General features: G+C 33.7%; 19 protein-coding genes. 15 read left to right on the forward strand and 4 right to left on the reverse strand.

All coding sequences use genetic code 11. From position 1 onward, the window contains the following. Positions 1 to 5: 5 nt before the first annotated feature. The 6 genes from proB (at position 6) to argH (ending at position 5960) form a co-directional block, all read left to right on the forward strand. Positions 6 to 767 carry a glutamate 5-kinase gene (gene proB / locus PQ463_RS03425; RefSeq protein WP_274256309.1) on the forward strand — a complete coding sequence of 254 codons (762 nt, stop codon included), beginning with the start codon at positions 6 to 8 and terminating at the stop codon, positions 765 to 767. A 107-nt stretch (positions 768 to 874) separates the two neighbouring features. After that, positions 875 to 1264 (forward strand): GxxExxY protein, encoded by a 390-nt coding sequence (locus tag PQ463_RS03430; protein WP_073482098.1) that lies wholly within the window; start codon positions 875 to 877, stop codon positions 1262 to 1264. 86 nt (positions 1265 to 1350) lie between these two features. After that, positions 1351 to 2304, forward strand: a complete 954-nt coding sequence (locus tag PQ463_RS03435; protein ID WP_274256310.1) for an N-acetylornithine carbamoyltransferase — start codon at positions 1351 to 1353, stop codon at positions 2302 to 2304. Positions 2305 to 2400: 96 nt separating this feature from the next. Next, the gene (gene argB, locus PQ463_RS03440; RefSeq protein ID WP_274256311.1) at positions 2401 to 3174 is read left to right on the forward strand and encodes an acetylglutamate kinase; all 774 of its coding nucleotides are present in this window, start codon (positions 2401 to 2403) and stop codon (positions 3172 to 3174) included. A 294-nt stretch (positions 3175 to 3468) separates the two neighbouring features. Continuing rightward, positions 3469 to 4539 carry a M20 family metallo-hydrolase gene (locus PQ463_RS03445; protein WP_274256312.1) on the forward strand — a complete coding sequence of 357 codons (1071 nt, stop codon included), beginning with the start codon at positions 3469 to 3471 and terminating at the stop codon, positions 4537 to 4539. A 140-nt stretch (positions 4540 to 4679) separates the two neighbouring features. After that, positions 4680 to 5960, forward strand: coding sequence for an argininosuccinate lyase (gene argH, locus PQ463_RS03450; protein ID WP_274256313.1), 1281 nt, complete (start codon positions 4680 to 4682; stop codon positions 5958 to 5960). A gap of 84 nt (positions 5961 to 6044) precedes the next feature. Here the strand turns inward: argH and PQ463_RS03455 are convergent, their stop codons facing one another. Beyond that, positions 6045 to 7361 carry a pectate lyase family protein gene (locus PQ463_RS03455; protein WP_274256314.1) on the reverse strand — a complete coding sequence of 439 codons (1317 nt, stop codon included), beginning with the start codon at positions 7359 to 7361 and terminating at the stop codon, positions 6045 to 6047. 259 nt (positions 7362 to 7620) lie between these two features. Here PQ463_RS03455 and PQ463_RS03460 point away from each other — a divergent pair, with 259 nt between their 5' ends. Together PQ463_RS03460 and PQ463_RS03465 are read left to right on the forward strand one after the other, a co-directional pair. Next, positions 7621 to 8622: a DUF2157 domain-containing protein gene (locus PQ463_RS03460; protein WP_274256315.1), complete on the forward strand. Its 1002-nt coding sequence runs from the start codon at positions 7621 to 7623 to the stop codon at positions 8620 to 8622. Beyond that, positions 8619 to 9782, forward strand: a complete 1164-nt coding sequence (locus tag PQ463_RS03465; RefSeq protein ID WP_274256316.1) for a hypothetical protein — start codon at positions 8619 to 8621, stop codon at positions 9780 to 9782. The genes PQ463_RS03460 and PQ463_RS03465 overlap by 4 nt, the downstream gene beginning before the upstream one ends. A 161-nt stretch (positions 9783 to 9943) precedes the next feature. Here the strand turns inward: PQ463_RS03465 and ytxJ are convergent, their stop codons facing one another. Beyond that, complete coding sequence (gene ytxJ / locus PQ463_RS03470) at positions 9944 to 10333, reverse strand: bacillithiol system redox-active protein YtxJ (RefSeq protein WP_111376872.1); 390 nt, start codon at positions 10331 to 10333, stop codon at positions 9944 to 9946. A gap of 206 nt (positions 10334 to 10539) precedes the next feature. On the opposite strand from ytxJ, the gene clpB reads away from it, so the two are divergent. The 5 genes from clpB (at position 10540) to PQ463_RS03495 (ending at position 16930) form a co-directional block, all read left to right on the forward strand. Next, positions 10540 to 13137 (forward strand): ATP-dependent chaperone ClpB, encoded by a 2598-nt coding sequence (gene clpB / locus PQ463_RS03475; RefSeq protein WP_274256317.1) that lies wholly within the window; start codon positions 10540 to 10542, stop codon positions 13135 to 13137. Positions 13138 to 13531: 394 nt separating this feature from the next. Beyond that, positions 13532 to 14410, forward strand: coding sequence for a DUF808 domain-containing protein (locus PQ463_RS03480; RefSeq protein WP_274256318.1), 879 nt, complete (start codon positions 13532 to 13534; stop codon positions 14408 to 14410). A gap of 339 nt (positions 14411 to 14749) precedes the next feature. Beyond that, on the forward strand, positions 14750 to 15160 hold the full coding sequence (locus tag PQ463_RS03485) for a hypothetical protein (RefSeq protein WP_274256319.1): 411 nt from the start codon (positions 14750 to 14752) through the stop codon (positions 15158 to 15160). Positions 15161 to 15483: 323 nt separating this feature from the next. After that, entirely contained in the window at positions 15484 to 15957 is a 474-nt protein-coding gene (locus PQ463_RS03490) for a DUF6169 family protein (protein WP_274256320.1), read from the forward strand. A gap of 82 nt (positions 15958 to 16039) precedes the next feature. Further along, positions 16040 to 16930 (forward strand): carbon-nitrogen hydrolase, encoded by an 891-nt coding sequence (locus tag PQ463_RS03495; RefSeq protein ID WP_095927649.1) that lies wholly within the window; start codon positions 16040 to 16042, stop codon positions 16928 to 16930. 76 nt (positions 16931 to 17006) lie between these two features. Here the strand turns inward: PQ463_RS03495 and PQ463_RS03500 are convergent, their stop codons facing one another. Together PQ463_RS03500 and PQ463_RS03505 are read right to left on the reverse strand one after the other, a co-directional pair. Next, positions 17007 to 18266 carry an OmpA family protein gene (locus PQ463_RS03500; protein ID WP_274256321.1) on the reverse strand — a complete coding sequence of 420 codons (1260 nt, stop codon included), beginning with the start codon at positions 18264 to 18266 and terminating at the stop codon, positions 17007 to 17009. 202 nt (positions 18267 to 18468) lie between these two features. Continuing rightward, the gene (locus tag PQ463_RS03505) at positions 18469 to 19989 is read right to left on the reverse strand and encodes a choice-of-anchor I family protein (protein WP_274256322.1); all 1521 of its coding nucleotides are present in this window, start codon (positions 19987 to 19989) and stop codon (positions 18469 to 18471) included. Positions 19990 to 20172: 183 nt separating this feature from the next. On the opposite strand from PQ463_RS03505, the gene PQ463_RS03510 reads away from it, so the two are divergent. Beyond that, complete coding sequence (locus PQ463_RS03510) at positions 20173 to 21213, forward strand: agmatine deiminase family protein (RefSeq protein ID WP_274256323.1); 1041 nt, start codon at positions 20173 to 20175, stop codon at positions 21211 to 21213. Positions 21214 to 21427: 214 nt separating this feature from the next. After that, positions 21428 to 22612, forward strand: coding sequence for an endonuclease/exonuclease/phosphatase family protein (locus tag PQ463_RS03515; RefSeq protein WP_274256324.1), 1185 nt, complete (start codon positions 21428 to 21430; stop codon positions 22610 to 22612). The last annotated feature ends 13 nt before the right edge of the window (positions 22613 to 22625 follow it).

Consider the following 22625-nt stretch of genomic DNA (forward strand, 5'->3'; position numbering starts at 1 on the left):
AAAAAATGGGTAAGAAACGGATTTTATTAAAAATAGGAAGTAATACTTTAACCAAAGAAACCAATCATATTTCGCGGGGAAAGATTGAAGACCTAGGAATACAGATTGCAGCTTTAAACGACGAATATGAGTTTATCATAGTGAGTTCAGGAGCAATTGCAGCAGCAAAGCAGTTTGTGAAGCTGGATAATCAAGACAAAGATGTTTTTGTAAAACAAGCTCTAGCTTCAATCGGTCAGCCACATTTAATGCGGATTTACAATGAAAATTTTAAAGATTTAGGATTAAACACTTCTCAGTGTTTGCTTTCTTATTCTGATTTCGAAAAAGAGCAGACCAAAAAGAATATTGTAAATACGATTAATGTATTGGTTAAAAACAATTACATTCCGATTATCAATGAAAATGATACCGTTGCAACAGACGAGATTCGTTTTGGAGATAATGATAAATTAGCGGCTTTAACGGCAGTTCTTTTAAATGTTGATATTCTGATTATTGCGACCAACACAAACGGAATTTATACGAAAGAATCGATTCATAATGAGGTTCCGGAAACAATAAAATTGGTAAATGACTTAAAAACGCTTGAGAAAGAAATCGGCGATTCAAAATCATCACACGGAACAGGAGGGATGCAGTCTAAAATAGAAGCAGCCGCAATTTCAAAAGCAGCCAACATCGAAACTTGGATTGTCAATGGATTAAATGATAATTTTATTCTGCGAGCTTTGAAGGATGAAATTCCCTTTACCAAAATTGTGTAGATAGAACGCGGATGAAACGGATTCGCTATCGCGAAGACGCGGATTTAAACTGATTTTTTATATTTGTTTTAATTTTATGTAGTATATTTCATTCAAATTTGTTTTTTATGGAATTATTGCATCGAGAGTTAACAGAAGTCATTATCAAAACTTTTTATGAAGTTTATAATGAATTAGGACATGGGTTTTTAGAAAGAGTTTATCAAAATTCCTTGTATTTGGAATTGAAAAATAAAGGTCTGTATGTTGAAGCTCAGAAGAAAATTAAAGTTTATTATAAAGGAATCGAAGTTGGCGAATATTATGCAGATTTAGTAGTTGAAGATTTAATTATTTTAGAATTAAAAGCTGCGAATTGCATAGTAATAGAATTTGAAAACCAAATTTTAAATTATTTAAAAGGCACTAATTGTGAAGTAGGTTTACTTCTAAATTTTGGAACAAAACCAGAATTTAGACGAAAAGTATTTGAAAACAGTAGAAAAATAAGAATATAAAAAATCCGCGTTAATCTGCGTCTTCGCGATAGCGAATCAGTAAAATCCGCGTCTAATTTTTTACAAACCAATAAGAAAAAAAGAAAATGAACTATATTTCAATAAAAGACATAAACTCATTATCAAAATGGGTAAAACAAGCGATCAAAATCAAAAAGAATCCGCTTAAAAATCAGAGTTTAGGAAAGAATAAGACTTTAGGGATGTTATTCTTCAATCCAAGTTTAAGAACGCGTTTGAGTACTCAAAAAGCGGCAATGAACTTAGGAATGAACGTGATGGTAATGAACTTTACCAACGAAGGATGGACTTTAGAATTTGAAGACGGAGCTGTGATGAATTCTGGTGCTTCAGAACATATTAAAGAAGCAGCAGAAGTAGTTTCTCAATACTGTGATATTATTGCAATCCGTGCTTTTGCTGGTTTGGTTGATAAAGAAAAAGATTATCAAGAAACAGTAATTTCAGGATTTTTGAAATATGCTACAGTACCAATCGTGAATATGGAAAGCGCTATCCGTCACCCATTACAGTCACTGGCAGATGCGATTACAATGGAAGAATTCAAACCTAGACACAAAGACAAACCAAAGGTAGTTCTTTCATGGGCGCCGCATCCAAAAGCTTTACCGCAGGCTGTAGCAAATTCATTCGTAGAAATGATGCAGATGCAAAAGGATATGGATTTTGTAATCACTCATCCAGAAGGTTATGAACTAAGTCCAGAAATTACAAAAGACTGTACAATTGAATACGATCAAAACAAAGCTTTCGAAAATGCTGATTTCGTTTACGTAAAAAACTGGAGCAACTTCAACGATTACGGAAAAGTAACCAATAGCGATCCAAATTGGACAGTTACTGCCGAAAAAATGGCTTTGACCAATAACGGAAAATTCATGCACTGTCTTCCAGTTCGTCGTAACGTAATTGTAAGCGATGAAGTTTTGGATGGCGAAAATTCAATTGTAATTGAGCAGGCAAATAACAGAACGTATTCAGCACAATTAGTTTTACAAAAGATTCTTAAAAAAATATAAATTTTTAAAGTTGCTAAGATTCTAAGCTACTAAGATGCTGAGAAACTTTGCGCAGAAAAAACTTAGTATCTTAGAATCTCAGAACCTTAGAATCTTATGAAAGTTACCGTAATCAAAATAGGTGGAAACATCATTGACAATCCAGCAGAATTAGAGCAATTTTTAACCGATTTTTCTAAAATTGAAGGCTATAAAGTTTTAGTTCACGGTGGTGGAAAATCGGCTACGAAAATGGCACAGAGTATTGGTTTGGTTCCGCAGATGATTGACGGACGCCGAATTACAAATGCTCCGATGCTTGATGTTGTCGTGATGATTTACGCAGGACAAATCAACAAGCATATTATAGCGCAGTTACAGGCGAAAGACAATAACGCAATTGGTTTTTCTGGAGCTGACGGAAATTTAATTCAGTCCACAAAAAGAAACCATCCAACAATCGATTACGGATTTGTAGGCGATGTAAAACAAGTCAACACCAAATTACTGGCAACTTTATTGGAAGCTGGAGTTGTTCCTGTATTTTGTGCCATTACACACGATAAAAACGGACAATTGTTAAATACAAATGCTGACACCATTGCAAGCGAATTATCGATTGCTTTATCTGAAGTTTTTGACGTTACATTGACATATTGTTTTGAAAAACAAGGTGTTTTGATGGATTCAGAAGACGATTCATCTGTAATTACAGAAATCAACGAAGCTTTATATAATAAATTAAAAGAAGAAAAAATAATCCATTCTGGAATGATTCCAAAATTGGATAACTGTTTCAACAGTTTGTCAAGAGGCGTGCAGAAAATCAAAATTGGACATCACAGAATGCTTCAAAATTCAGATATTCCGCATACAACGATTACGTTGTAAAGATATAGCCACGAATTATATGAATTGGCACTAATTTTTTTCGGCTTAAAAAAGAGAAAATAATTTTAAACAGACAGTAAAAAGTTTATTTTGATTTTAAATCTGTTACAAAAAGATAATTTGTGAAAATTCGTGCAATTAGTGGCAAAAAAAGAGAACTGCGCAGTACTTTTAAATATTAATTTAAGAAATTTGCGCAAATTAATTTTCTGGCTAAGATTGGTAAGGTCATGCTTAAAAAACTTAGAATCTCAGTCCCGATAGCTATCGGGATAGCCTCAGAACCTAACAAAAATGAAAAATATAGATACGCTTACCCAGGAAGCAATTAGTTTATTAAAAAGCTTAATCGAAACGCCTTCATTTTCAAGTGAAGAAGATCAAACGGCTCTTTTAATTGAAAATTGGTTCAATCAGAATGAAATACCTTTCAAGAGAGAAAACAATAATGTGTGGGCTTTCAATAAATATTTCGACGAAAACAAACCAACACTTTTACTAAATTCACATCACGATACTGTACGTCCAAATCAAGCGTACACCAACGATCCGTTTAAAGCAATTGAAAAAGACGGAAAATTATTTGGTTTAGGAAGTAATGACGCTGGAGGATGCTTAGTTTCGTTACTGGCGACTTTTGTACATTTTTACGAAAATCAAAACCTTTCTCACAATATTGTAATTGTAGCTTCCGCGGAAGAAGAAAGCAGCGGAAAAAATGGTTTAAACAGCGTTTTAAAGCATTTACCAGAATTAGATTGCGCGATTGTAGGAGAACCAACTTTAATGCAATTGGCAGTTGCCGAAAAAGGACTTTTAGTTCTTGATGTAAAAGTAAAAGGAACGGCAAGCCACGCCGCACATCAAAACGATGATAATGCTTTATACAAATCAATTCCAGTAATGGAGTGGTTTAAAAACTATAAATTCGACAAAATCTCAGACGTTTTAGGTCCCGTAAAAATGACCGTAACGCAGATTAATGCTGGAAAACAGCATAACGTTGTGCCTTCAGAATGTGATTTGGTAGTAGATATTCGCGTAACTGACCGTTATACCAATGCTGAAATTCTGGAAGTTGTAAAAGCAAATGTAAACGCCGAAGTAACACCAAGATCAATGCACTTAAATGCTTCGTCTATTCCAGTTAATCATGGATTAGTTTTGGCAGGAATTGCTTTAGGAAGAACAACTTATGGCTCGCCAACACTTTCAGATCAGTCGGTTTTAAGCTGTCAGTCTTTAAAATTAGGGCCAGGAGAAACATTACGTTCGCATTCAGCAGACGAATTTATTTTTGTAAATGAAATTGAAGAAGGAGTCGACTTGTATATCAAAATACTAACTGATTTCTTTAAATTATAAGAAAAGAAAAACCGCCACGAATTCACGAATTATTTTTTACTATCTAAATGAGATATTAATTCGAATTAATTCGAAAAAAAATAATCGCAAAGATTTGAAAAAATAATTCGTGAATTCGTGGCGAAAAAAAAACAGTACCTATGAAACTTTGGGAAAAAGGAATACCAACAGATAAACAAATTGAGCAATTCACAGTAGGAAACGACCGTGAACTGGATTTGGTTTTAGCAAAATATGATGCTTTAGGTTCAATTGCACACGCCAAAATGCTTGGGCAAATTGGCTTATTAACTCAGGAAGAAACAACTTCTTTAGTGGATGCATTAAACGAAATTATTGCTGATATAGTAGTAGGAAATTTCGAAATCGAAGACAGTTTTGAAGACGTGCATTCTAAAATTGAATATCTGTTAACCGTAAAGCTAGGCGATGCAGGAAAGAAAATCCACACCGCGCGTTCTCGTAACGATCAGGTTTTGGTTGATGTTCATTTGTATTTAAGAGACGAATTAAAAGCAATAAAAGAGCAGGTAAAAACATTGTTCGATTTGTTGATGGAATCGGCGGAAAAACACCAAAACGTTTTATTGCCAGGTTACACGCATTTACAAATCGCCATGCCATCTTCTTTCGGAATGTGGTTTTCTGCTTATGCCGAAAGTTTGATTGATGATGTAACGATGCTGAATGCAGCTTCAAAAATTGTAGACCAGAATCCATTAGGATCTGCTGCAGGTTACGGAAGTTCATTTCCAATCAACAGAACATTTACAACAAAAGAATTAGGTTTCGAAACCTTAAAATACAATGCTGTTGCAGCACAAATGAGCCGTGGAAAAGCGGAGAAAACAGTTGCTTTTGCGATGACAAGCGTTGCAGGAACTTTGTCAAAATTTGCAATGGACGTTTGTTTGTATATGAGCCAGAATTTTGACTTTATTGGTCTTCCGGCGCTTCTTACAACAGGTTCGAGCATCATGCCTCATAAAAAGAATCCGGACGTTTTCGAATTAATCAGAGGAAAATGCAACAAGATTCAGGCGCTTCCTTATGAAATCACTTTAATTACAAATAATCTTCCTAGCGGTTATCATAGAGATTTGCAACTTTTAAAAGAAGGTTTATTTCCAGCGATTCAAAACTTAAAAGCTTGTTTAGATATTGCTATATTTTCAATAAAAGATATCACGGTTAAAGATCATATTTTAGAAGATAAAAAATACGATTATTTGTTTACTGTAGATACTTTAAATGAAATGGTTGTCGCGGGAATGCCATTTAGAGATGCGTACAAAGCTGTTGCTGAACAGTTAGAAGCAGGAACGTATCAGTCGCCAAAAGCTACAAGGCACACGCATGAAGGAAGTATCAATAACTTATGTCTTGATGCAATTAAAGATAAAATGAAAGCTGCTTTTTAATTTTGTTAAATGTAAAAAGTAAGCTGTAAAAAGTAAAAAGGTCATTGATTTTATTTTCAATGACCTTTTTGTTTTATAAAAGAATTAGTTTTTTACTAATTTGAATGTTTTGCTTCTATTGTCAATTTGTACTTTACAGACATAAATACCTTTTGCAAGATTTCCGACGTTTAATTCTAATTTTTCATCTGGAGAAACATTTTGAGAATGTGAATATATTTTTGATCCATTAGAAGAAAATAAATTCACTTCAGCTAAACCATTATCCGAACTTGAAAAGTCAATATTTAACAGACGATTTATAACTGATGGGTAATACTTCAAATCGAGATTATTTACATTATCATTAAGCCCCAAATTGTTGCAGCTTGTAGAAAGTGCACCTTGAGGAGTAACCTGAAGTGTTGCTCCAGCGCCGCATGAAGCGTTCGAAATATATCCTGCAACGTTAGCAATAGGCAAAACACTATAAGTATATGAAGGTTTTGTTACTGTAGTTCCTGAATTTGCAGGAGCATTCAAACAATCTGTAAAAGCAACTCCAATTGTTCCGCCGTCAGTGCTTACGTAGCTTTTAAAAGCAGTTCCGATTTTGGCAAAATCTGTGCCTTCAACATAACAAGTTGTGTTGTTGCTTCCGCCACCTAAACCAATTGCCAATGAACCTGATACAGAAGTATTGTAATAGCAATTTAAAATATGAAGTTCAGCATTTCTAGCCCTTGGCATTCTTTCTTTGCAACCTTCTGCCCAATAGCAGTTTTTAAAAGTAATGCTGTAATGACCATCAGAAGGGGCATCGGTTTTAGAAGAACCAACTAAATCTGAAAATCTATGATCATCAGCACCGCCAGAGCCTCCAGCTTTTGGTGCTTTCAAATAGATAAATTTACACCAAGAAACCGTTACGTTATCCGCTGCACCTTTATTGTCAAAATTGCCATCCATTCCGTCCTGAAATTCACAATGGTCCACCCAAATATTAGTTGCTTCTGAGGTTAGATTGTCACGTCCGTCAACATCGTATGCGCCAGGTCCTTCAAAAATTAAGTTTCTTATAATAATATTATTAGATCCAGGTTTTAAACTTAGAATTCCCGAGCCAGCAGCCGTTTGATCCAAGTTAATTAATCGTGCACCCGGAAGACCAATTATAGTTTTATCATTGACTAGTAGGCTGGTATAGGTACAATTTATGGTTCCTGAAACTAAAATAACTTGCGGAGTAGTTAATTTCAATTTTGCTGTTAAATCGGCTAAAGTAGTAACTGTCACTGGAGCTGCATTTCCTCCGCCGGTTGCAGAAGCACCAAATCCTTCTGGAGAACTCATAAAATAATTTTGAGCAAATAGAAAGGAGCAAGGTAGCAGTAATGCTAGTAAAATAAGTTTTGTTTTCATTTTTAAGTGTGGTTTTTTGTGGTTTTTATCGGTTAATGTAATCGATTGCACAAATGTAAAAGATTCAGATTAATTTCAAATTAATTTATTAAATATTTATGTTTTAAAGTTTTGATTCATAGAAATATAAATGTAATTTCTACACTTTTGTTTATGGTGATTTGCAGAAGTATTGTTTAAAAAATGGAAAGGTTTTATAGTAAAAGCAGAAAATTCATGCTAAATACATATATTTGATGTGCCAGTTTAAAACATATCAATGGAAAAATTCAAAGATCAGTCTGCTCTCCATCTTTTTGAGAAAGGCTTAATTACTGAAAATCAGTTTGAAGAAGTAAAAACGTATCGAAATCTAAACATCTTTTCATTAAACGCAGAATTAAAACTATTTCTTTATTTATCAGTATTATTGTTTACTTCAGGAATCGGAATTCTGATTTATGAAAATATTGATACCATAGGACATATTGCTATTTTGTCATTGCTTTTAATTGTGATTGCAGTTTGCTTTTTTTATTGTTTCAAGCATTCTAAAGGTTTTCAGAAAACAGAAACAACTTTTGAGCATCCTGTTTTAGAATATTTGGTTTTGGCAGGAAATATTTTAACCTGTATTTTTATTGGATATCTTCAATTTCAATACAAAACTTTTGGTGAACATTACGGATTAGCTACTTTGGTTCCTACAATAGTAAGTTTCTTTTGTGCTTATTATTTTGATAATAGAAGTGTTTTAACCATTGCTATTACTGGTTTAGCAGCTTATATTGGACTTTCGGTTACGCCACAAGATATATTTAATGACAGTAATAATTTGTACGCAAGCCAAAATTTGAGCTATTCTGCAGTTATGCTTGGAGTTTTATTGGTTTTATGGACAATCTACAGTCAGCGAATTTCGCTCAAAACCCATTTTAGCTTAGTTTTTCTCACTTTTGCGTTGCATATTGTAAGTATTGCTGCCATCAGTAATCTAACAGGTTATGATGCCTTAATTTGGGTAATTTTTGCTCTAATTTTAGCTGGTTCAACATACTATTTTTATAAGGTAAGTTATCAATACAAAGCCATGTCGTTATATGTATTTATGATTGTTTATGCTTACATCGGCGGAAACATTGTTTTGTTTAGAGTTTTTGAAAACGTTGACTTCTCAGATATTTGGGAATTATTAATCTTCCTATTGCCTGCATATTTTGTCGGCTCGATTATAATGTTCATTAAACTGATTAAAAACTTCCACAAAGAAATAGCAGAATGATAGTATACAACAAACAATTATTAGATAACGAAGTTTTAGTTGATGAAGCTGATGCTTTGTATAAAGGAGGTTTCATTAGTAAAGAGCAGAAGAAATTTATAGAAAAAGAACTGCCAGTTTTAAAAAGTCAGAATAATATTCTCGTTAGATTAGGTTTCTTTTTGCTAGGCTGTTTATTGTACGGCTCAATTTGCGGAGCAATTTCTTTGTTTGGACTAAGTGCTGAGAATACATTTTTTAAAATCTGCTGTTATATTTTTGCTGCAGTTGGATTTGCGGGAGTAGAATTGCTTGCGAATCAGGAGTATCATAATCACGGTTTAGACGATGCTTTTATATTGAATGCGCTTTTATGCTTAGGAGTGGCAGTAGGAATAACAACAGAAGGTTATGAAATGGTAATTGCTTTTTTTGTAGCAGTTGGAGCGCTTTTTATGTTTTTAAGATATTTGCATGTACTATCAATGCTCGTGTTCTGTCTTTCTGCAACTGCGTTTTTGTTTTACGGAATGTTTGAATTTGGAGATATCGGAAAAGCTATTTTGCCATTTTTGGCAATGATTTTCGCAGCTGGATTTTATTTTTTGACTAAAAAAATGATGAATCGTTTAAACGAAAGCTATTATTACAATGGACTTTTGCTGGCGAATAGTTTTTGTCTTGTTTTATTTTATCTTTCTTGTAATTATTTGGTTGTAAGAGAGCTTTCTGCAGAACTATTAGGAACAGAAGTAAAACCTGGAACAGATATTCCGTTTGCGTACTTCTTTTATGTATTTACTTTTATAGTTCCAGTGCTTTATTTGGTTCAGGCTTTAAAAGCAAAAGATAGAATAATGCTTTGGTTGAGCTTTTTGGCGATTGCATTTTCAATTTATACGGTTCGATTTTATCATTCTGTTTTGCCAATCGAAGTTGCATTAACACTTGGAGGTGTAGTTTTATTTGTAATTGCTTATTTCTCAATTAAAAAATTAAAAGAAAAAGAAAGCGGTCTGACCTTTAAACCAGATAGAATTAACCATTCAGATAACTTATTAAATGCAGAAGCTTTAGTTGTGGCTTCAACTTTCGGAATGAAACCAGAAGTTAAGACAGGCTCTCCAATGGAATTTGGAGGAGGAGGCTTCAGCGGTGGAGGCTCTGAGGGAAGTTTTTAAGTTTAATTATGAATTATGAGTTGAGCGCTAATTTGAATTAAAATTAGACTTGACGTAGAAATATAAAAGCCTGGAATTATACAAATAATTTCAGGCTTTTAATTTTTAAAATTTGTAGTATTCTAAGTTAAGTAATTAACTCATAACTCATAATTTATAACTTAGATCTTGCTTTTCAATGCTTCAGCATCAATGTCACTGTGTGAAACATCGTAAACTGCTTTTCCGTTTTTGATTAAAATCAATTGAGGTGATTCGTGATATACTCCAAATTTGCTTGCAATTTCGTTTGAAATATCTCTATTTGCGATTAAATCTAAAAAGTACGGATCAACTGCTTCTTCGAGATCAAATTCTCTTTCAAATTGTTTTAAAGCCATTCGGCTGATACTGCATCTTGTGCTGTGTTTAAAAATGACAACTGGTTTTTCATTAGAAATGGCTTCGATTTCCATTAATTGAAGCATATCTGTTAATTCTGTCCAGTTTACTTTGCTTTTTGCTGCTTCTGAGTTCTCTGAACTTCCGAAGATTGAATTGAAAAAACTCATATTTGACTTGATTTATGACTTTTTGACGTGTTAAAATAAAGAAATTTTAATTTTTAACGACATTTTGTCTGTTTTTTTACTGTGGAATATAATTTGAATATTTGAATGCAAAGTTAAATTATTTGAGTTAAAAAAGTACCTCAATAAATCGTAACTTTAATCTTATAAATTGTCAAACAAATAAAATCAATCAAAATCGTAAAAATATGAATATAAATAAGTTTACTATTAAATCACAAGAAGCCATTCAGTTGTCGCAACAATTAGCGCAGCGAAATGGCCAACAGCAAATTGAAAATGAACACATTTTCAAAGCAATTTTTGAAGTTGATGAAAACGTAGCGCCGTTTATTTTGAAAAAATTGAATGTAAACGTGCCTTTGTTTCTTCAAATTTTGGACAGTACAATTCAGAGTTTTCCAAAAGTTTCAGGTGGAGATTTAATGCTTTCTAGAGACGCGAATAAAGCTTTGAATGAAGCTGAAATCATTGCGCAAAAAATGAACGACGAATACGTTTCGATCGAGCATTTAATTTTAGCCATTTTTGACTCAAAAAGTAAAGTTTCTCAGATTTTAAAAGATCAGGGCGTTACAGGAAAAGGTTTGAAAGCGGCTATTGAAGAATTAAGAAAAGGTGAAAGAGTAACTTCGGCTTCAGCAGAAGAAACGTATAATTCACTAAATAAATTCGCTAAAAACTTAAATGAATTAGCACGTACAGGAAAACTAGATCCAGTTATCGGACGTGATGAAGAAATTCGTCGTGTATTGCAGATTCTGACTCGTAGAACAAAAAATAACCCAATGCTTATTGGTGAACCAGGAGTTGGTAAAACTGCAATTGCAGAAGGTTTAGCGCACAGAATTGTTGATGGAGACGTTCCGGAAAACTTAAAGGAAAAAATCGTTTTCTCATTAGATATGGGAGCTTTGATTGCCGGAGCGAAATACAAAGGAGAATTTGAAGAGCGTTTAAAATCGGTTGTAAAAGAAGTTACAGCTGCAGAAGGTGATATTGTTCTTTTTATTGATGAGATTCATACGCTTGTTGGTGCAGGTGGAGGAGAAGGCGCAATGGACGCGGCTAATATCTTGAAACCAGCTTTGGCTCGTGGAGAATTGAGAGCAATTGGTGCAACGACTTTAGATGAATATCAAAAATATTTCGAAAAAGATAAAGCGCTAGAAAGACGTTTCCAAAAAGTATTAATCGACGAACCAGATACAGAAAGCGCGATTTCGATTCTTCGTGGAATTAAAGAGAAATACGAAACGCACCATAAAGTTCAGATTAAAGACGAAGCGATTATTGCGGCTGTTGAGCTTTCGCAACGTTATATTACAAATCGTTTCTTACCAGATAAAGCGATCGACTTAATGGACGAAGCAGCTTCTAAACTGCGTATGGAAATCAATTCAAAACCTGAAGAATTAGATGTTTTGGATCGTAAAATCATGCAGTTGGAAATCGAGATCGAAGCTATCAAACGTGAAAAAGAAGAAAGCAAGCTGAAAATTTTAGGAATGGAATTGGCCAACCTGAAAGAAGAGCGAAACGAAATCTACGCAAAATGGAAACAGGAAAAAGATATCGTTGACGGAATTCAAGCTGTAAAACACGAAATTGAAGACTTTAAATACGAAGCAGAACGTGCAGAACGTGATGGTGATTACGGAAAAGTAGCAGAAATTCGTTACGGAAAAATAAAAGAAGCGCAGGAACGTCAGGAAACTTTGCAAAAACAATTGCTAGAATTCCAATCTGGAAATTCTTTAATTAAAGAAGAAGTTACCAGAGAAGATATCGCAGAAGTTGTAGCAAAATGGACAGGAATTCCAGTTACTAAAATGCTTCAAACAGAAAGAGAAAAACTATTGCATCTGGAAGACGAATTGCACAAACGTGTAGTAGGTCAGGAAGAAGCGATAGAAGCCGTGAGTGATGCCGTTCGCAGAAGCCGTGCCGGTTTGCAGGATATGAAAAAACCTGTTGGATCATTCTTATTCTTAGGAACAACCGGAGTGGGAAAAACAGAGTTAGCAAAAGCTTTGGCCGAATATCTTTTTGACGATGAAAATGCCATGACTCGTATCGATATGAGTGAATACCAAGAACGTCACAGTGTGAGCCGTTTGGTGGGTGCGCCTCCAGGATATGTGGGTTATGATGAAGGAGGTCAGTTGACGGAAGCGGTTCGTAGAAAACCTTATTCTGTTGTGCTTTTAGACGAGATCGAAAAAGCGCATCCGGATACATTCAATATTTTGTTGCAGGTTCTGGACGAAGGACGTTTGACAGACAATAAAGGTCGTCTAGCCGATTTTAGAAATACGATCATTATTATGACCTCAAATATGGGAAGTAATATTATTCAGGAGAAATTTGAAAACCTGAAAGGAAGCGTCGAAGCAGCAACAGAAGCGGCTAAAAACGAAGTTTTAGGATTGTTAAAGCAAACTGTTCGTCCTGAGTTTATCAACCGTATCGACGAGATTGTTATGTTTACGCCGCTTACAGTAGAGAATATTTCGAGAATTGTAAGTCTGCAGTTAAAAAGCGTTACCAAAATGCTGGCGTTGCAAGGCATTACAATGGATGCAACTCCAGAAGCTATTGCTTACTTGGCCGATAAAGGTTACGATCCGCATTTTGGAGCTCGACCTGTGAAACGTGTAGTTCAAAGAGAAGTGTTGAATCAATTGTCAAAAGAAATTTTGGCAGGAAACATAACAACAGACAGCATCATTTTATTAGATGCTTTCGATGGCAATTTGGTCTTTAGAAACCAGACCGCTAAATAATTATTTTTTTAGTTAATCTTGAAAAAGCATCAGTTTAAAAAGCTGGTGCTTTTTTTTGCTCAAAATTCTGAAACTTTTTATCTAATTCATATAACGATATATTTTTAAAAAAGAATCAATTTTAAATTGATAAAAACCAGCAAATTATTAATTTAAAATTAAAATCATGAACAATATTTTCAGAGGATTATTAGCAGGATATGGAGCTAAGAAGTTAGGTGGAGGCTGTTTCGGAACTATTATAGTTTTTATTATTCTTTGGGTTCTTTTAGGACAATGCAGTTAGATTTTATCTACAGAAAAATATGAATAAAAAGAAAAATTTTCATGTAATATTATTGGGCAGATTAAGTCAAAATGTCTAGATTCGCATCACTAAAAATAAATTTAAAAAATGGGTTCAGGTTTTTTCGCACTATTAGATGATATCGCAGCAATTATGGATGATGTTGCAGTAATGAGTAAAGTTGCTGCAAAGAAAACTGCCGGAATTTTGGGCGACGATTTAGCTGTAAATGCAGAAAAAGCTTCTGGATTTGCATCTTCACGAGAATTGCCGGTTTTGTGGGCAATCAGTAAAGGTTCTTTACTGAATAAAATTATCATTCTTCCAATTGCATTTTTGTTAAGTGCATTTTTTCCAGTTGCCATCATGGTAATTTTAGTTTTAGGCGGATTATTTTTAGCTTATGAAGGAGCAGAAAAAATCTATGAGTTCATTGTTCCTCACAAACATGAAGAATCGGAAGGAATTACTGATGAAGTGCTTACCGAAGAAGAAATTTTAGTAATCGAAAAAGAGAAAGTAAAATCGGCAATCGTTACCGATTTTATCCTTTCTGTAGAAATTGTAATTATCGCTTTGGGAACTGTAATCGGAAAACCATTAACGTCTCAGATTATTACGGTATCAATTATTGCAGTGATTGCTACAGTTGGAGTTTACGGAATCGTAGCGCTTATTGTTCGTATGGATGAAGTAGGTTTTAAAATGATTCAGCACAGCAAAAAAGAAAATAGTATTTTAAAGTTTATCGGAAACATTTTAGTTCAGGCGCTTCCAAAAGTTATTAAAGCGTTGACCGTTATTGGAACCATTGCCTTAATTTTGGTTGCGGGAGGTTTATTCGTTCATAATATTGAATTTTTCCACCATCTTTTACCAAATTTTCCTTCTATTATAAAAGAGTTTGCAATCGGACTTATTATTGGTTTTATTGTTTTAGGAATCGTAAATCTCTTCAAAAAGATATTTCAAAAGAAAACGGCTTAATTCCGCTTTAAAAATATAGTAAAAAAACATCAGTTAACGCTGGTGTTTTTTTGTTTTTAGGAGCAGATCAATTCGTTTTTAAAAGAAAGTTCAGTCCCGCTATCCATTATATTTTTTGTTGTGAACCCCACAACAAAAAGATGCCATTTCTATCGGGGCTATTCCAGAAAGTTTTTATTTTTATAAGAAATAACCGTATTTTTTAAATATTTTTTCATTGATTAAGTTGTTGGTTTTTAGTTGATTAATTGTTAGTCTAATTTTTTTAACATTTCTTCTAAGCAACCTTTGCAATTATGCCATGTCTTCATAGTAATTAACAATTAATTATTATTTTATATGAAAAGTTTTAGATTAAAAACAGCTTTAGTAGTATTATTTTTATCAATTGGATTTGTTTCTTGTAGTAACGACGATGATAAAGTAGAATCGACTGTTAAAACAAAAACAGCATTTGTAACCGAAATTAAAGGTGCAGCAACTGGAAAAGTAAATGAAGAATTAAGTTATGATGTGACTTTTGTTGTTGATAACGCTTGTGGAGAATTTGATAAAATTACCGAGGCAACAATTGGTACAGACAAAGGATTGCAAGTTATAGCAAAATATGCTTCAGATGTTTGTACACAGCAAATACCAGATCCTAAAAAAACAGTTTATAAATTTAAATCTGCTACAAAAGGAACTTTCGAAATTAAATTCAAGAAATCAGAAACAGAATTCTTAACTCAGAAAGTTGTGATCGAATAACAACTTTTTTTGGTTGATATTTTTTAGGTTGAAAAGCCATTTTGCAAAGGCTTAATTTTAAGCTAATGTAAAGTGGTTTTTTTAATTTTGATTAAATTGTAAGAATTTTTAATTCTGAAAAACAATGCTAATTAAATTGATTTGAAATAGATGTGGCTTTTTTTTCTTACATTTGTATTTGAAATCAAAAACAATCATGGAAAAAACAATAATCATAAAGCCAGATGCTAAGACAATTTCTGTTCTTAAAAAAATGGTTGATTTAAAAGAAGAACATCGAAAAGAAGTTATAGCAAGATTAAAGAAAAAATAGTATTTCTTTTATGTATCAATATATTCAAGAAGAGGGTTTATACCCTCTTTTTTATTTTACAACAAAACATGGATTAGAATATTTTGTCAGTTTTCAAAAAATGGATTTTGATAATATTTTTTTTGAAAATTTATATTCAGTGGATTTTTATGAAGCTAATAATCAAAAGTTCTTTAATGATCCTTTAATAGAAATTACGATAACTAATATCATCAATAATTATTTTAAAGATAACCCAGATATAATATTGAATTATGTTTGTGACAGTGTTGACTTTAAGCAAGATTTCAGGCAAAAATTATTTGATAAATGGTATAAAAACACTTCGAATAATGAATTTTCTAAAGTTAATTTTCAGTATCAGCTTGAACATGAAAAGATGATTTATCATTTGAGTTTTATTTTTAAATCAGAATTTTATAATGTGCATGAGATTGTTGAAGAAGTTAACTTGCTATTAAAAGAGTTTTCGAATTTGAAATAAATGCTGTTGATTTGAAGAAGGTTTTTCTTCGCTTTGCCATTCCTTTAAAAAGTATTATTTTTGCACTCTTAAATTTTATGTCATGGCGAAAAGAAAGTATAAAATATCGGTTATTCAGTTAAATCTGAATGATGTTGCCGAAAATAATCTTAAAAAATGTATCAGCTGGGTAAGAGATGCTGCAAGTCAAGGAGCAGAAGTTATCTTATTGCCTGAATTATATAGCAGTCATTATTTTTGTCAAAGTGAAGATGTAGACAATTTTGCATTAGCAGAACCGCTTTACAGTACTTCGTTTATTGCATTCAGTGAATTGGCAAAAGAATTAGGAGTAGTGATTATTGTTCCTTTCTTCGAGAAGAGAATGGCTGGAATTTATCATAACAGTGCTTATATCATTGACACTGATGGAACTGAAGCAGGTTTATACCGTAAAATGCACATTCCAGACGATCCTCATTTCTATGAAAAATTCTATTTCACTCCAGGAGATTTAGGTTTCCAAGCAATCGAAACTAAAAAAGGAACTGTTGGAACATTAATCTGCTGGGATCAATGGTATCCAGAAGCGGCTCGTATTACAGCGCTTAAAGGAGCTGAAGTTTTATTCTACCCAACAGCAATTGGATGGCATCCAAAAGAAAAAGAGCAATACGGAGAAAATCAGTATGGTGCTTGGATGAATGTAATGAAAGGTCACGCTGTTGCAAATGGTGTTTTCGTTGCAGCTGCAAACCGAATTGGTCTTGAAAAATACCTTGAAGGAACAGAAGGAATTCAGTTCTGGGGAGCTTCTTTTATTGCTGGACCGCAAGGAGAAATTTTAGCTCAGGCTTCTCATGATAAAGAAGAAATCTTAATTGCTGAGGTTGATTTAGATCTTCAGGAAAATGTTCGTCAAAACTGGCCGTTTTTCAGAGACAGAAGAATTGATGCTTTTGGAGATATTACAAAAAGAGCAATTGATAAATAATTTTGATTTATCTCAAATATAAAAAGGGCAAAATTTAATATTTTGCCCTTTTCTGTTTTTAGCTTTTATATATAGATTACTTCACTTGGAAAGTAACTCGTCTCACGATCTGACGTGCCTCTTTAGAACTTTTATTAACAGAAGTATCTTCTCCGTTAGCAATTACATTCAATCTTGAAGCGTCTATTCCTGCATTTACTGCTACTTTTTTCACAGCTTCCGCTCTTTTTCTAGACAATTCAACATTGTAGTTTGTGTTTCCAATTTCATCAGCATAACCAATAATATCGGCCGATTTTCCTGGATTGTTTTTTAAGTATTTCACTAAGAAATCAACACCAGATAAAGATGCGTTTGTTGGTTTAGACGAATTGAAATCGAAGTAAACATTTACATAACCTCCGTTGATTAATTCTTCAACAGTGTTGTTTGTAGCTGTTCCAGCTCCTTTTTTCTCATACGTTTTATCTAAATAGCTTTCTAACTCATCTGGCACACCATTTTGATTTGTATCAATAGATTGTCCTTTTGTATTAACAGCAACTCCTGCAATACTGTTTGGTTCTAAATCGTATAAATCAGCAACTCCATCTTTGTCTGAATCTATAAGACCAGTTTCGATTAAGTCCACTCTTTTTTCCAATTCACCAATTCTATCTTCTTCACCAACCCAGTCAGCATGTTTTTGGTTTTTTCCTAGGTAGAAAGTTAAACCTACAGAAGCATTTAGTAAAACGCCATCAAAAGAACCTGTGGAAGTATTTCCCATTCCGTCAAAATTCCAATTTTGTCTTCCGTTTACAATTCCGGTAAGATCACCAGTTAAAGCTACTCTGTTGCTTAATCTAATTTGTCCAGTTAAACCTGCGATTCCGTGGGCCATGTAATCCTGTCCACCAAATCCTGTTTCGGTACTGATTTGAGAAACCCCAAAACCACCATGAGCTAAAAGTCCAATTGTATTTGTCCAAGTTTCAAAGTTTAAAGCACGTCCCACATTGATAACCCCTTGTAAACTTGCTCTAACGTAGCGGCTGTCAAAATCTGGAGTGTTTTTTTTCTCTTTAAATTGGTCGTAACCAACATCTAATTTTACCCCAAACTTTGGACTAAACATATATCTAACACCTAGATCTCCGTGGAAAAAGTTTAATGATTCTGTAGTATAACCTGGAGTCATTGTTCTGGTTGGTTTGTTAACCCCGCCATTCAGTTCGATCGACCATTTGTTGTATTCTTGATCTACGCTAGGTGTGGTAGAAGTGGTAGCCATATTTTGAGCGCCTGCAGCAAATGATAGTAATAATAAGGATACTGATACTAATTTCTTTTTCATGATATCAAAAATTAAATTGTTTTTATTTTAAACTCTGAAACAAAATTAGAAGTCGTATTCTAGAAAGTGTTGTATATACTCTTACATAATTCCCATATTTTAGCTTTTAATTGTGTAAATACGTTAAAATAAGTACAATAGAATGCATAAAAAAAGGACAAAATTCACATTTTGTCCTTTCTGCTATCCTAAAAAAGAGTTATTATTTTAAATCAGGCTGATAAATTTTAACAGATCCATCTCCTTCGCTGCTTACTACCAATAAGCTTCTTTTTGTCGGGCTTTTTGAAGCCGGAATGAAAAGAATGCCTTCTGGAGCATCTCCAGTTTTTACAGTTTGTAAATACTGTGGAGAAGTCGGATTTGTAGCATCATAAACCATAAAAGCATCAGATCTTTCTAAGCCAACAAATAAAATGTTTTGGTTTCCCATTTTAGCAGCAACCACAGCTTCTGGCTCAGAACCTTTATCGTCACTTCTCTTGTCATCATACGTGCCTAACTCGTTTGTTTTTTTGTCAACATCATTTTTGCTGTCAAAAACAATTTTTCCTGTATTTCCGTTCCAGATAGAAAAAGATCTTCCTCCAAAACTTACCATTTGATCTAAATCTCCGTCTCCGTCAGTATCTCCCATATCGGCAACAAGATTTAATCTTCCCATATTAGCATCTAATTTTAAAGTAGCTGCATCAGGGAAAGCTGTTGCATCAAGCGTCATGCTCTTCATACGTTTTACATCAGTATAAGCTGTATATTCTCTTGCGTCACCTTCATTAGCGGTTACAAAATATGGTGTATTATTTACTGTAAAATGACTGATAGCATCTGGCATATAAAGACCTTTTACTTTCCATGGATTAAAAGCGATTTTGCTGTCGCTATCGCTTACATCAATTGCGTTTTCGGCTGTATTGTAATCTTTTAAACCTAATGGATAAATAGCAGTGATGGTTTTTGAAGCTAAGTCAACTTTTGCGACACCATTATTTTCTTGTAAAGTTACCCAAGCCGTTTTAGAATCATCTGAAATTGTAATGTATTCAGGTTCGATATCCTGAGCAAAACTAGTTTTAGCAAATTTTGAAATTCTGAAACCATCTTTTACTAATGCCGCAGCCTGACCAGCAAATGAAGCAAAATCTAAAGTAGTAACATTATAAGTGCTCGTTTCAATAATAGAAACAGTTCCGTTTGGATCTTGTGTATAATCTGTATTTGGCTCGCCTTCATTGGCAGTCATGATAAATTTTCCGTCGGGAGAAAAAGTAATCATATCTGGCAATGCACCAACTGTTACTTGTTTGATTAAGCTGTAATCTGAAGTATTAAAAACAACTACTTTTCCATTTCCTTGTTTGTTTACAGTAGATTCTAAAGCTACAGCCAATTTTCCGTCAAAAACAGAAACACTGTTTGCAGCGCCTTCGTAAGCAACTAAATCAATTTTTCCGATTTTAAGCGGTTTTGCAGGATCACTAATATCAATAACATCAATCTGGTTTACGCCGCTATTGTTTACTGTAAAAAGTCTTTTTGTTTTTTCGCAGTAAGCAGAGATTTCTGCAGCAGCTTCTCCGCCGATTGTAATAGAACCAATTTCTTTAAAAGTTCCAGGATTTTCGTTTACAACAACTTCTGGTTCGGTGTTTGAATTTTCATCATTGTTACAGCTCGCCAATACAAATAGAGCTGCTAATAATGAGAGAGATAAATTTTTCATGTGTTAGTTTTTAGTTTTGGCAAAAGTAATTCTGAGCTCTCTGTTAAATATTAAGTGTGTATTATTTAATCTTTAACTTAAATTTTGCAGGATAAGTTTTGTGAAATTAGGAGGAATTTCAACCAAATGTTTTATAATCCTAGCGAATGCTTATCTTTGCACTTTCTAAATTAGAACCTATTTATGTCAACAAATAATAGAAGATTTCCAGCAGAATGGGAAAAACAGCAAGGAATTGTATTGTGTTTTCCGCACAATGGCAACGATTGGCCAGGAAAATACGAAGCAGTTCAATGGGCTTTTGTAGAGTTTATAAAAAAAGTAGCCACTTTTGAAACTGTTTTTTTGGTTGTAGCCGATGAAAAACTGAAAGAAAAAGTTGCTGATATGCTTGAAAGAGCTCGTGTGAATCTTAAAAATGTTTCATATATCATTCATAAAACCAACAGAAGCTGGATGCGTGACTCTGGACCAATTATTGTGAAAAATGGTTCAAAAAGAGAAGCGTTGAATTTCAATTTTAATGGTTGGGCAAAATATAAAAATTATCAATTAGATAAGTATGTTCCAGGTAAAGTAGCTGATTTTATTGACGTTCCGCTAACTCAGGTAATGTACAAAGGAAAACCGGTAATTGTTGAAGGTGGAGCAATTGATGTAAACGGAAAGGGAACGTTACTGACTTCTGAGGAATGTTTAATGCATCCAACAATTCAAGTAAGAAATCCTGGTTTTACAAAAGAAGATTACGAAGCTGTTTTTAAAGAATATCTTGGAGTAACGAATGTAATTTGGTTAGGAGACGGAATAGAAGGAGATGATACGCATGGTCATATCGACGATTTATGCCGATTTGTAAATGAAGATACGATTGTAACGATTGTAGAGACGGATAAAAATGATTCAAACTACAAACCTTTACAGGATAATTTGAAACGTCTGCAAAATGCAAAATTAGAAAACGGAAAATCTCCAGTTATTGTGGCATTGCCAATGCCAAAGCGTGTAGATTTTGAAGATTTAAGATTGCCAGCAAGTTATGCTAATTTCTTAATTTTGAACAATTGCGTTTTAGTGCCAACATTTAATGATAGCAACGACCGCGTAGCTTTAAATATATTAGCAGAATGTTTCCCTGATAGAGAAGTTATCGGAATCAGTTGTATTGATTTCATATGGGGATTCGGAACTTTACATTGTTTAAGTCAGCAGATTCCTGCATAAAAATAGTAGTCACAGATTATAAAATAATCGTTTTGATTTTTTTAATCTGTGATAAAATTATCAGATATACAGAGACTTTCTTCTGTAATTTAAGCTGTCACCAAAAGTGGCAGCTTTTTTTTGTTGTATATTTAACAAACAGATTTGCCGTGTGTCCCAACATCCTTCTTATATTCGTATGTTCAATAATGCAGAAATGCAGATTTAATTTTATATGAAGAAAATATTTTTTATCCTTTCCGTGCTTTCTTCCGGAGCTCTTTTTTCACAGTCTGATTCACAAGACAAAAATGAACTTACATTTGCTACCTACAATGTTAGTATGGAATCTGATAATTATTCTCCTAAAGGCGCAATGGGAAAATCGGAGCAGATATTGATTTATCAGCTTAATTCAGGGCATAATACTCAAATTAGAAATATTGCCCAGATTATTCAAACCGTTAGACCAGACGTTATTCTTTTAAACGAATTTGATTATATTAAAGACCCTGAACTTGGTGTAAAGGCGTTTATAAAAAACTATTTGAATGTGAGCCAAGGCGGAGCTATGGCGATCGATTATCCTTACTTCTATTATTCAACAGTGAATACGGGTCAGCCAAGCCCTTATGATTTGAATAATGATGGAAAGCTGGATAATTTTGGAAATGATGCTTGGGCGTTTGGTATGTATCCTGGACAATATGGTATGATGCTTTTATCTAAATATCCTATTGATGTTAATGTGGTTCGCACTTTTCAGCATTTTAAATGGAAAGATATGCCAGGAGCATTGATTACCAAAAAAGCAGATGGGTCAGATTGGTATAGCAAGAAAGCATGGAAAGAATTTCCGTTATCTTCAAAATCTCACTGGGATGTTCCTGTAGAAATTGGTAATAAAACAGTTCATGTTTTAGTCAGCCATCCAACTCCTCCTACTTTTGATAGTACTGAAGATCGCAATGGAAAAAGAAATCATGATGAAATCCGATTCTGGAAAGACTATATTTCAGACAATTCGGCTTCATATATTTATGATGATAAAGGTGTAAAAGGTGGTTTACCTCCAAATTCTCGATTTGTCATAATGGGTGATCAAAATGCTTCGCCAGTTGAAGGAGATGCTATTAGAGAAGGAATAAAGTCTTTAGTAGACGATTCGAAAATTAATAATGACTTTACGCCTGCGAGTAAAGGTGGTGTTGAATTTAGTCCTGAAAATCCTTTTGGAATTAATCATACTGCCTTTTGGAGAATGCGTGCTGATTATGTACTACCGTCAAGACTTGGTTTTAAGTTTGTCGACAGCGGCGTGTTCTGGCCTGCCAAAGGTGAATCAATGTCAGAATTAGTTGAAAAACGCGAATCAAGTTCTGATCATCGTTTGGTTTGGGTAAAGTTGATTTTAGAATAAATAGCTTTTTCTT

This window comes from Flavobacterium sp. KACC 22763 (assembly GCF_028736155.1).
Classification (GTDB): Bacteria; Bacteroidota; Bacteroidia; order Flavobacteriales; family Flavobacteriaceae; genus Flavobacterium.

Coding starts and splice junctions, on each gene's coding strand:
- proB (WP_274256309.1), top strand. CDS start 6: ATGGGTAAGAAACGGATTTTATTAAAAATAGGAAGTAATACTTTAACC.
- PQ463_RS03430 (WP_073482098.1), top strand. CDS start 875: ATGGAATTATTGCATCGAGAGTTAACAGAAGTCATTATCAAAACTTTT.
- PQ463_RS03435 (WP_274256310.1), top strand. CDS start 1,351: ATGAACTATATTTCAATAAAAGACATAAACTCATTATCAAAATGGGTA.
- argB (WP_274256311.1), top strand. CDS start 2,401: ATGAAAGTTACCGTAATCAAAATAGGTGGAAACATCATTGACAATCCA.
- PQ463_RS03445 (WP_274256312.1), top strand. CDS start 3,469: ATGAAAAATATAGATACGCTTACCCAGGAAGCAATTAGTTTATTAAAA.
- argH (WP_274256313.1), top strand. CDS start 4,680: ATGAAACTTTGGGAAAAAGGAATACCAACAGATAAACAAATTGAGCAA.
- PQ463_RS03455 (WP_274256314.1), bottom strand. CDS start 7,361: ATGAAAACAAAACTTATTTTACTAGCATTACTGCTACCTTGCTCCTTT.
- PQ463_RS03460 (WP_274256315.1), top strand. CDS start 7,621: ATGGAAAAATTCAAAGATCAGTCTGCTCTCCATCTTTTTGAGAAAGGC.
- PQ463_RS03465 (WP_274256316.1), top strand. CDS start 8,619: ATGATAGTATACAACAAACAATTATTAGATAACGAAGTTTTAGTTGAT.
- ytxJ (WP_111376872.1), bottom strand. CDS start 10,333: ATGAGTTTTTTCAATTCAATCTTCGGAAGTTCAGAGAACTCAGAAGCA.
- clpB (WP_274256317.1), top strand. CDS start 10,540: ATGAATATAAATAAGTTTACTATTAAATCACAAGAAGCCATTCAGTTG.
- PQ463_RS03480 (WP_274256318.1), top strand. CDS start 13,532: ATGGGTTCAGGTTTTTTCGCACTATTAGATGATATCGCAGCAATTATG.
- PQ463_RS03485 (WP_274256319.1), top strand. CDS start 14,750: ATGAAAAGTTTTAGATTAAAAACAGCTTTAGTAGTATTATTTTTATCA.
- PQ463_RS03490 (WP_274256320.1), top strand. CDS start 15,484: ATGTATCAATATATTCAAGAAGAGGGTTTATACCCTCTTTTTTATTTT.
- PQ463_RS03495 (WP_095927649.1), top strand. CDS start 16,040: ATGGCGAAAAGAAAGTATAAAATATCGGTTATTCAGTTAAATCTGAAT.
- PQ463_RS03500 (WP_274256321.1), bottom strand. CDS start 18,266: ATGAAAAAGAAATTAGTATCAGTATCCTTATTATTACTATCATTTGCT.
- PQ463_RS03505 (WP_274256322.1), bottom strand. CDS start 19,989: ATGAAAAATTTATCTCTCTCATTATTAGCAGCTCTATTTGTATTGGCG.
- PQ463_RS03510 (WP_274256323.1), top strand. CDS start 20,173: ATGTCAACAAATAATAGAAGATTTCCAGCAGAATGGGAAAAACAGCAA.
- PQ463_RS03515 (WP_274256324.1), top strand. CDS start 21,428: ATGAAGAAAATATTTTTTATCCTTTCCGTGCTTTCTTCCGGAGCTCTT.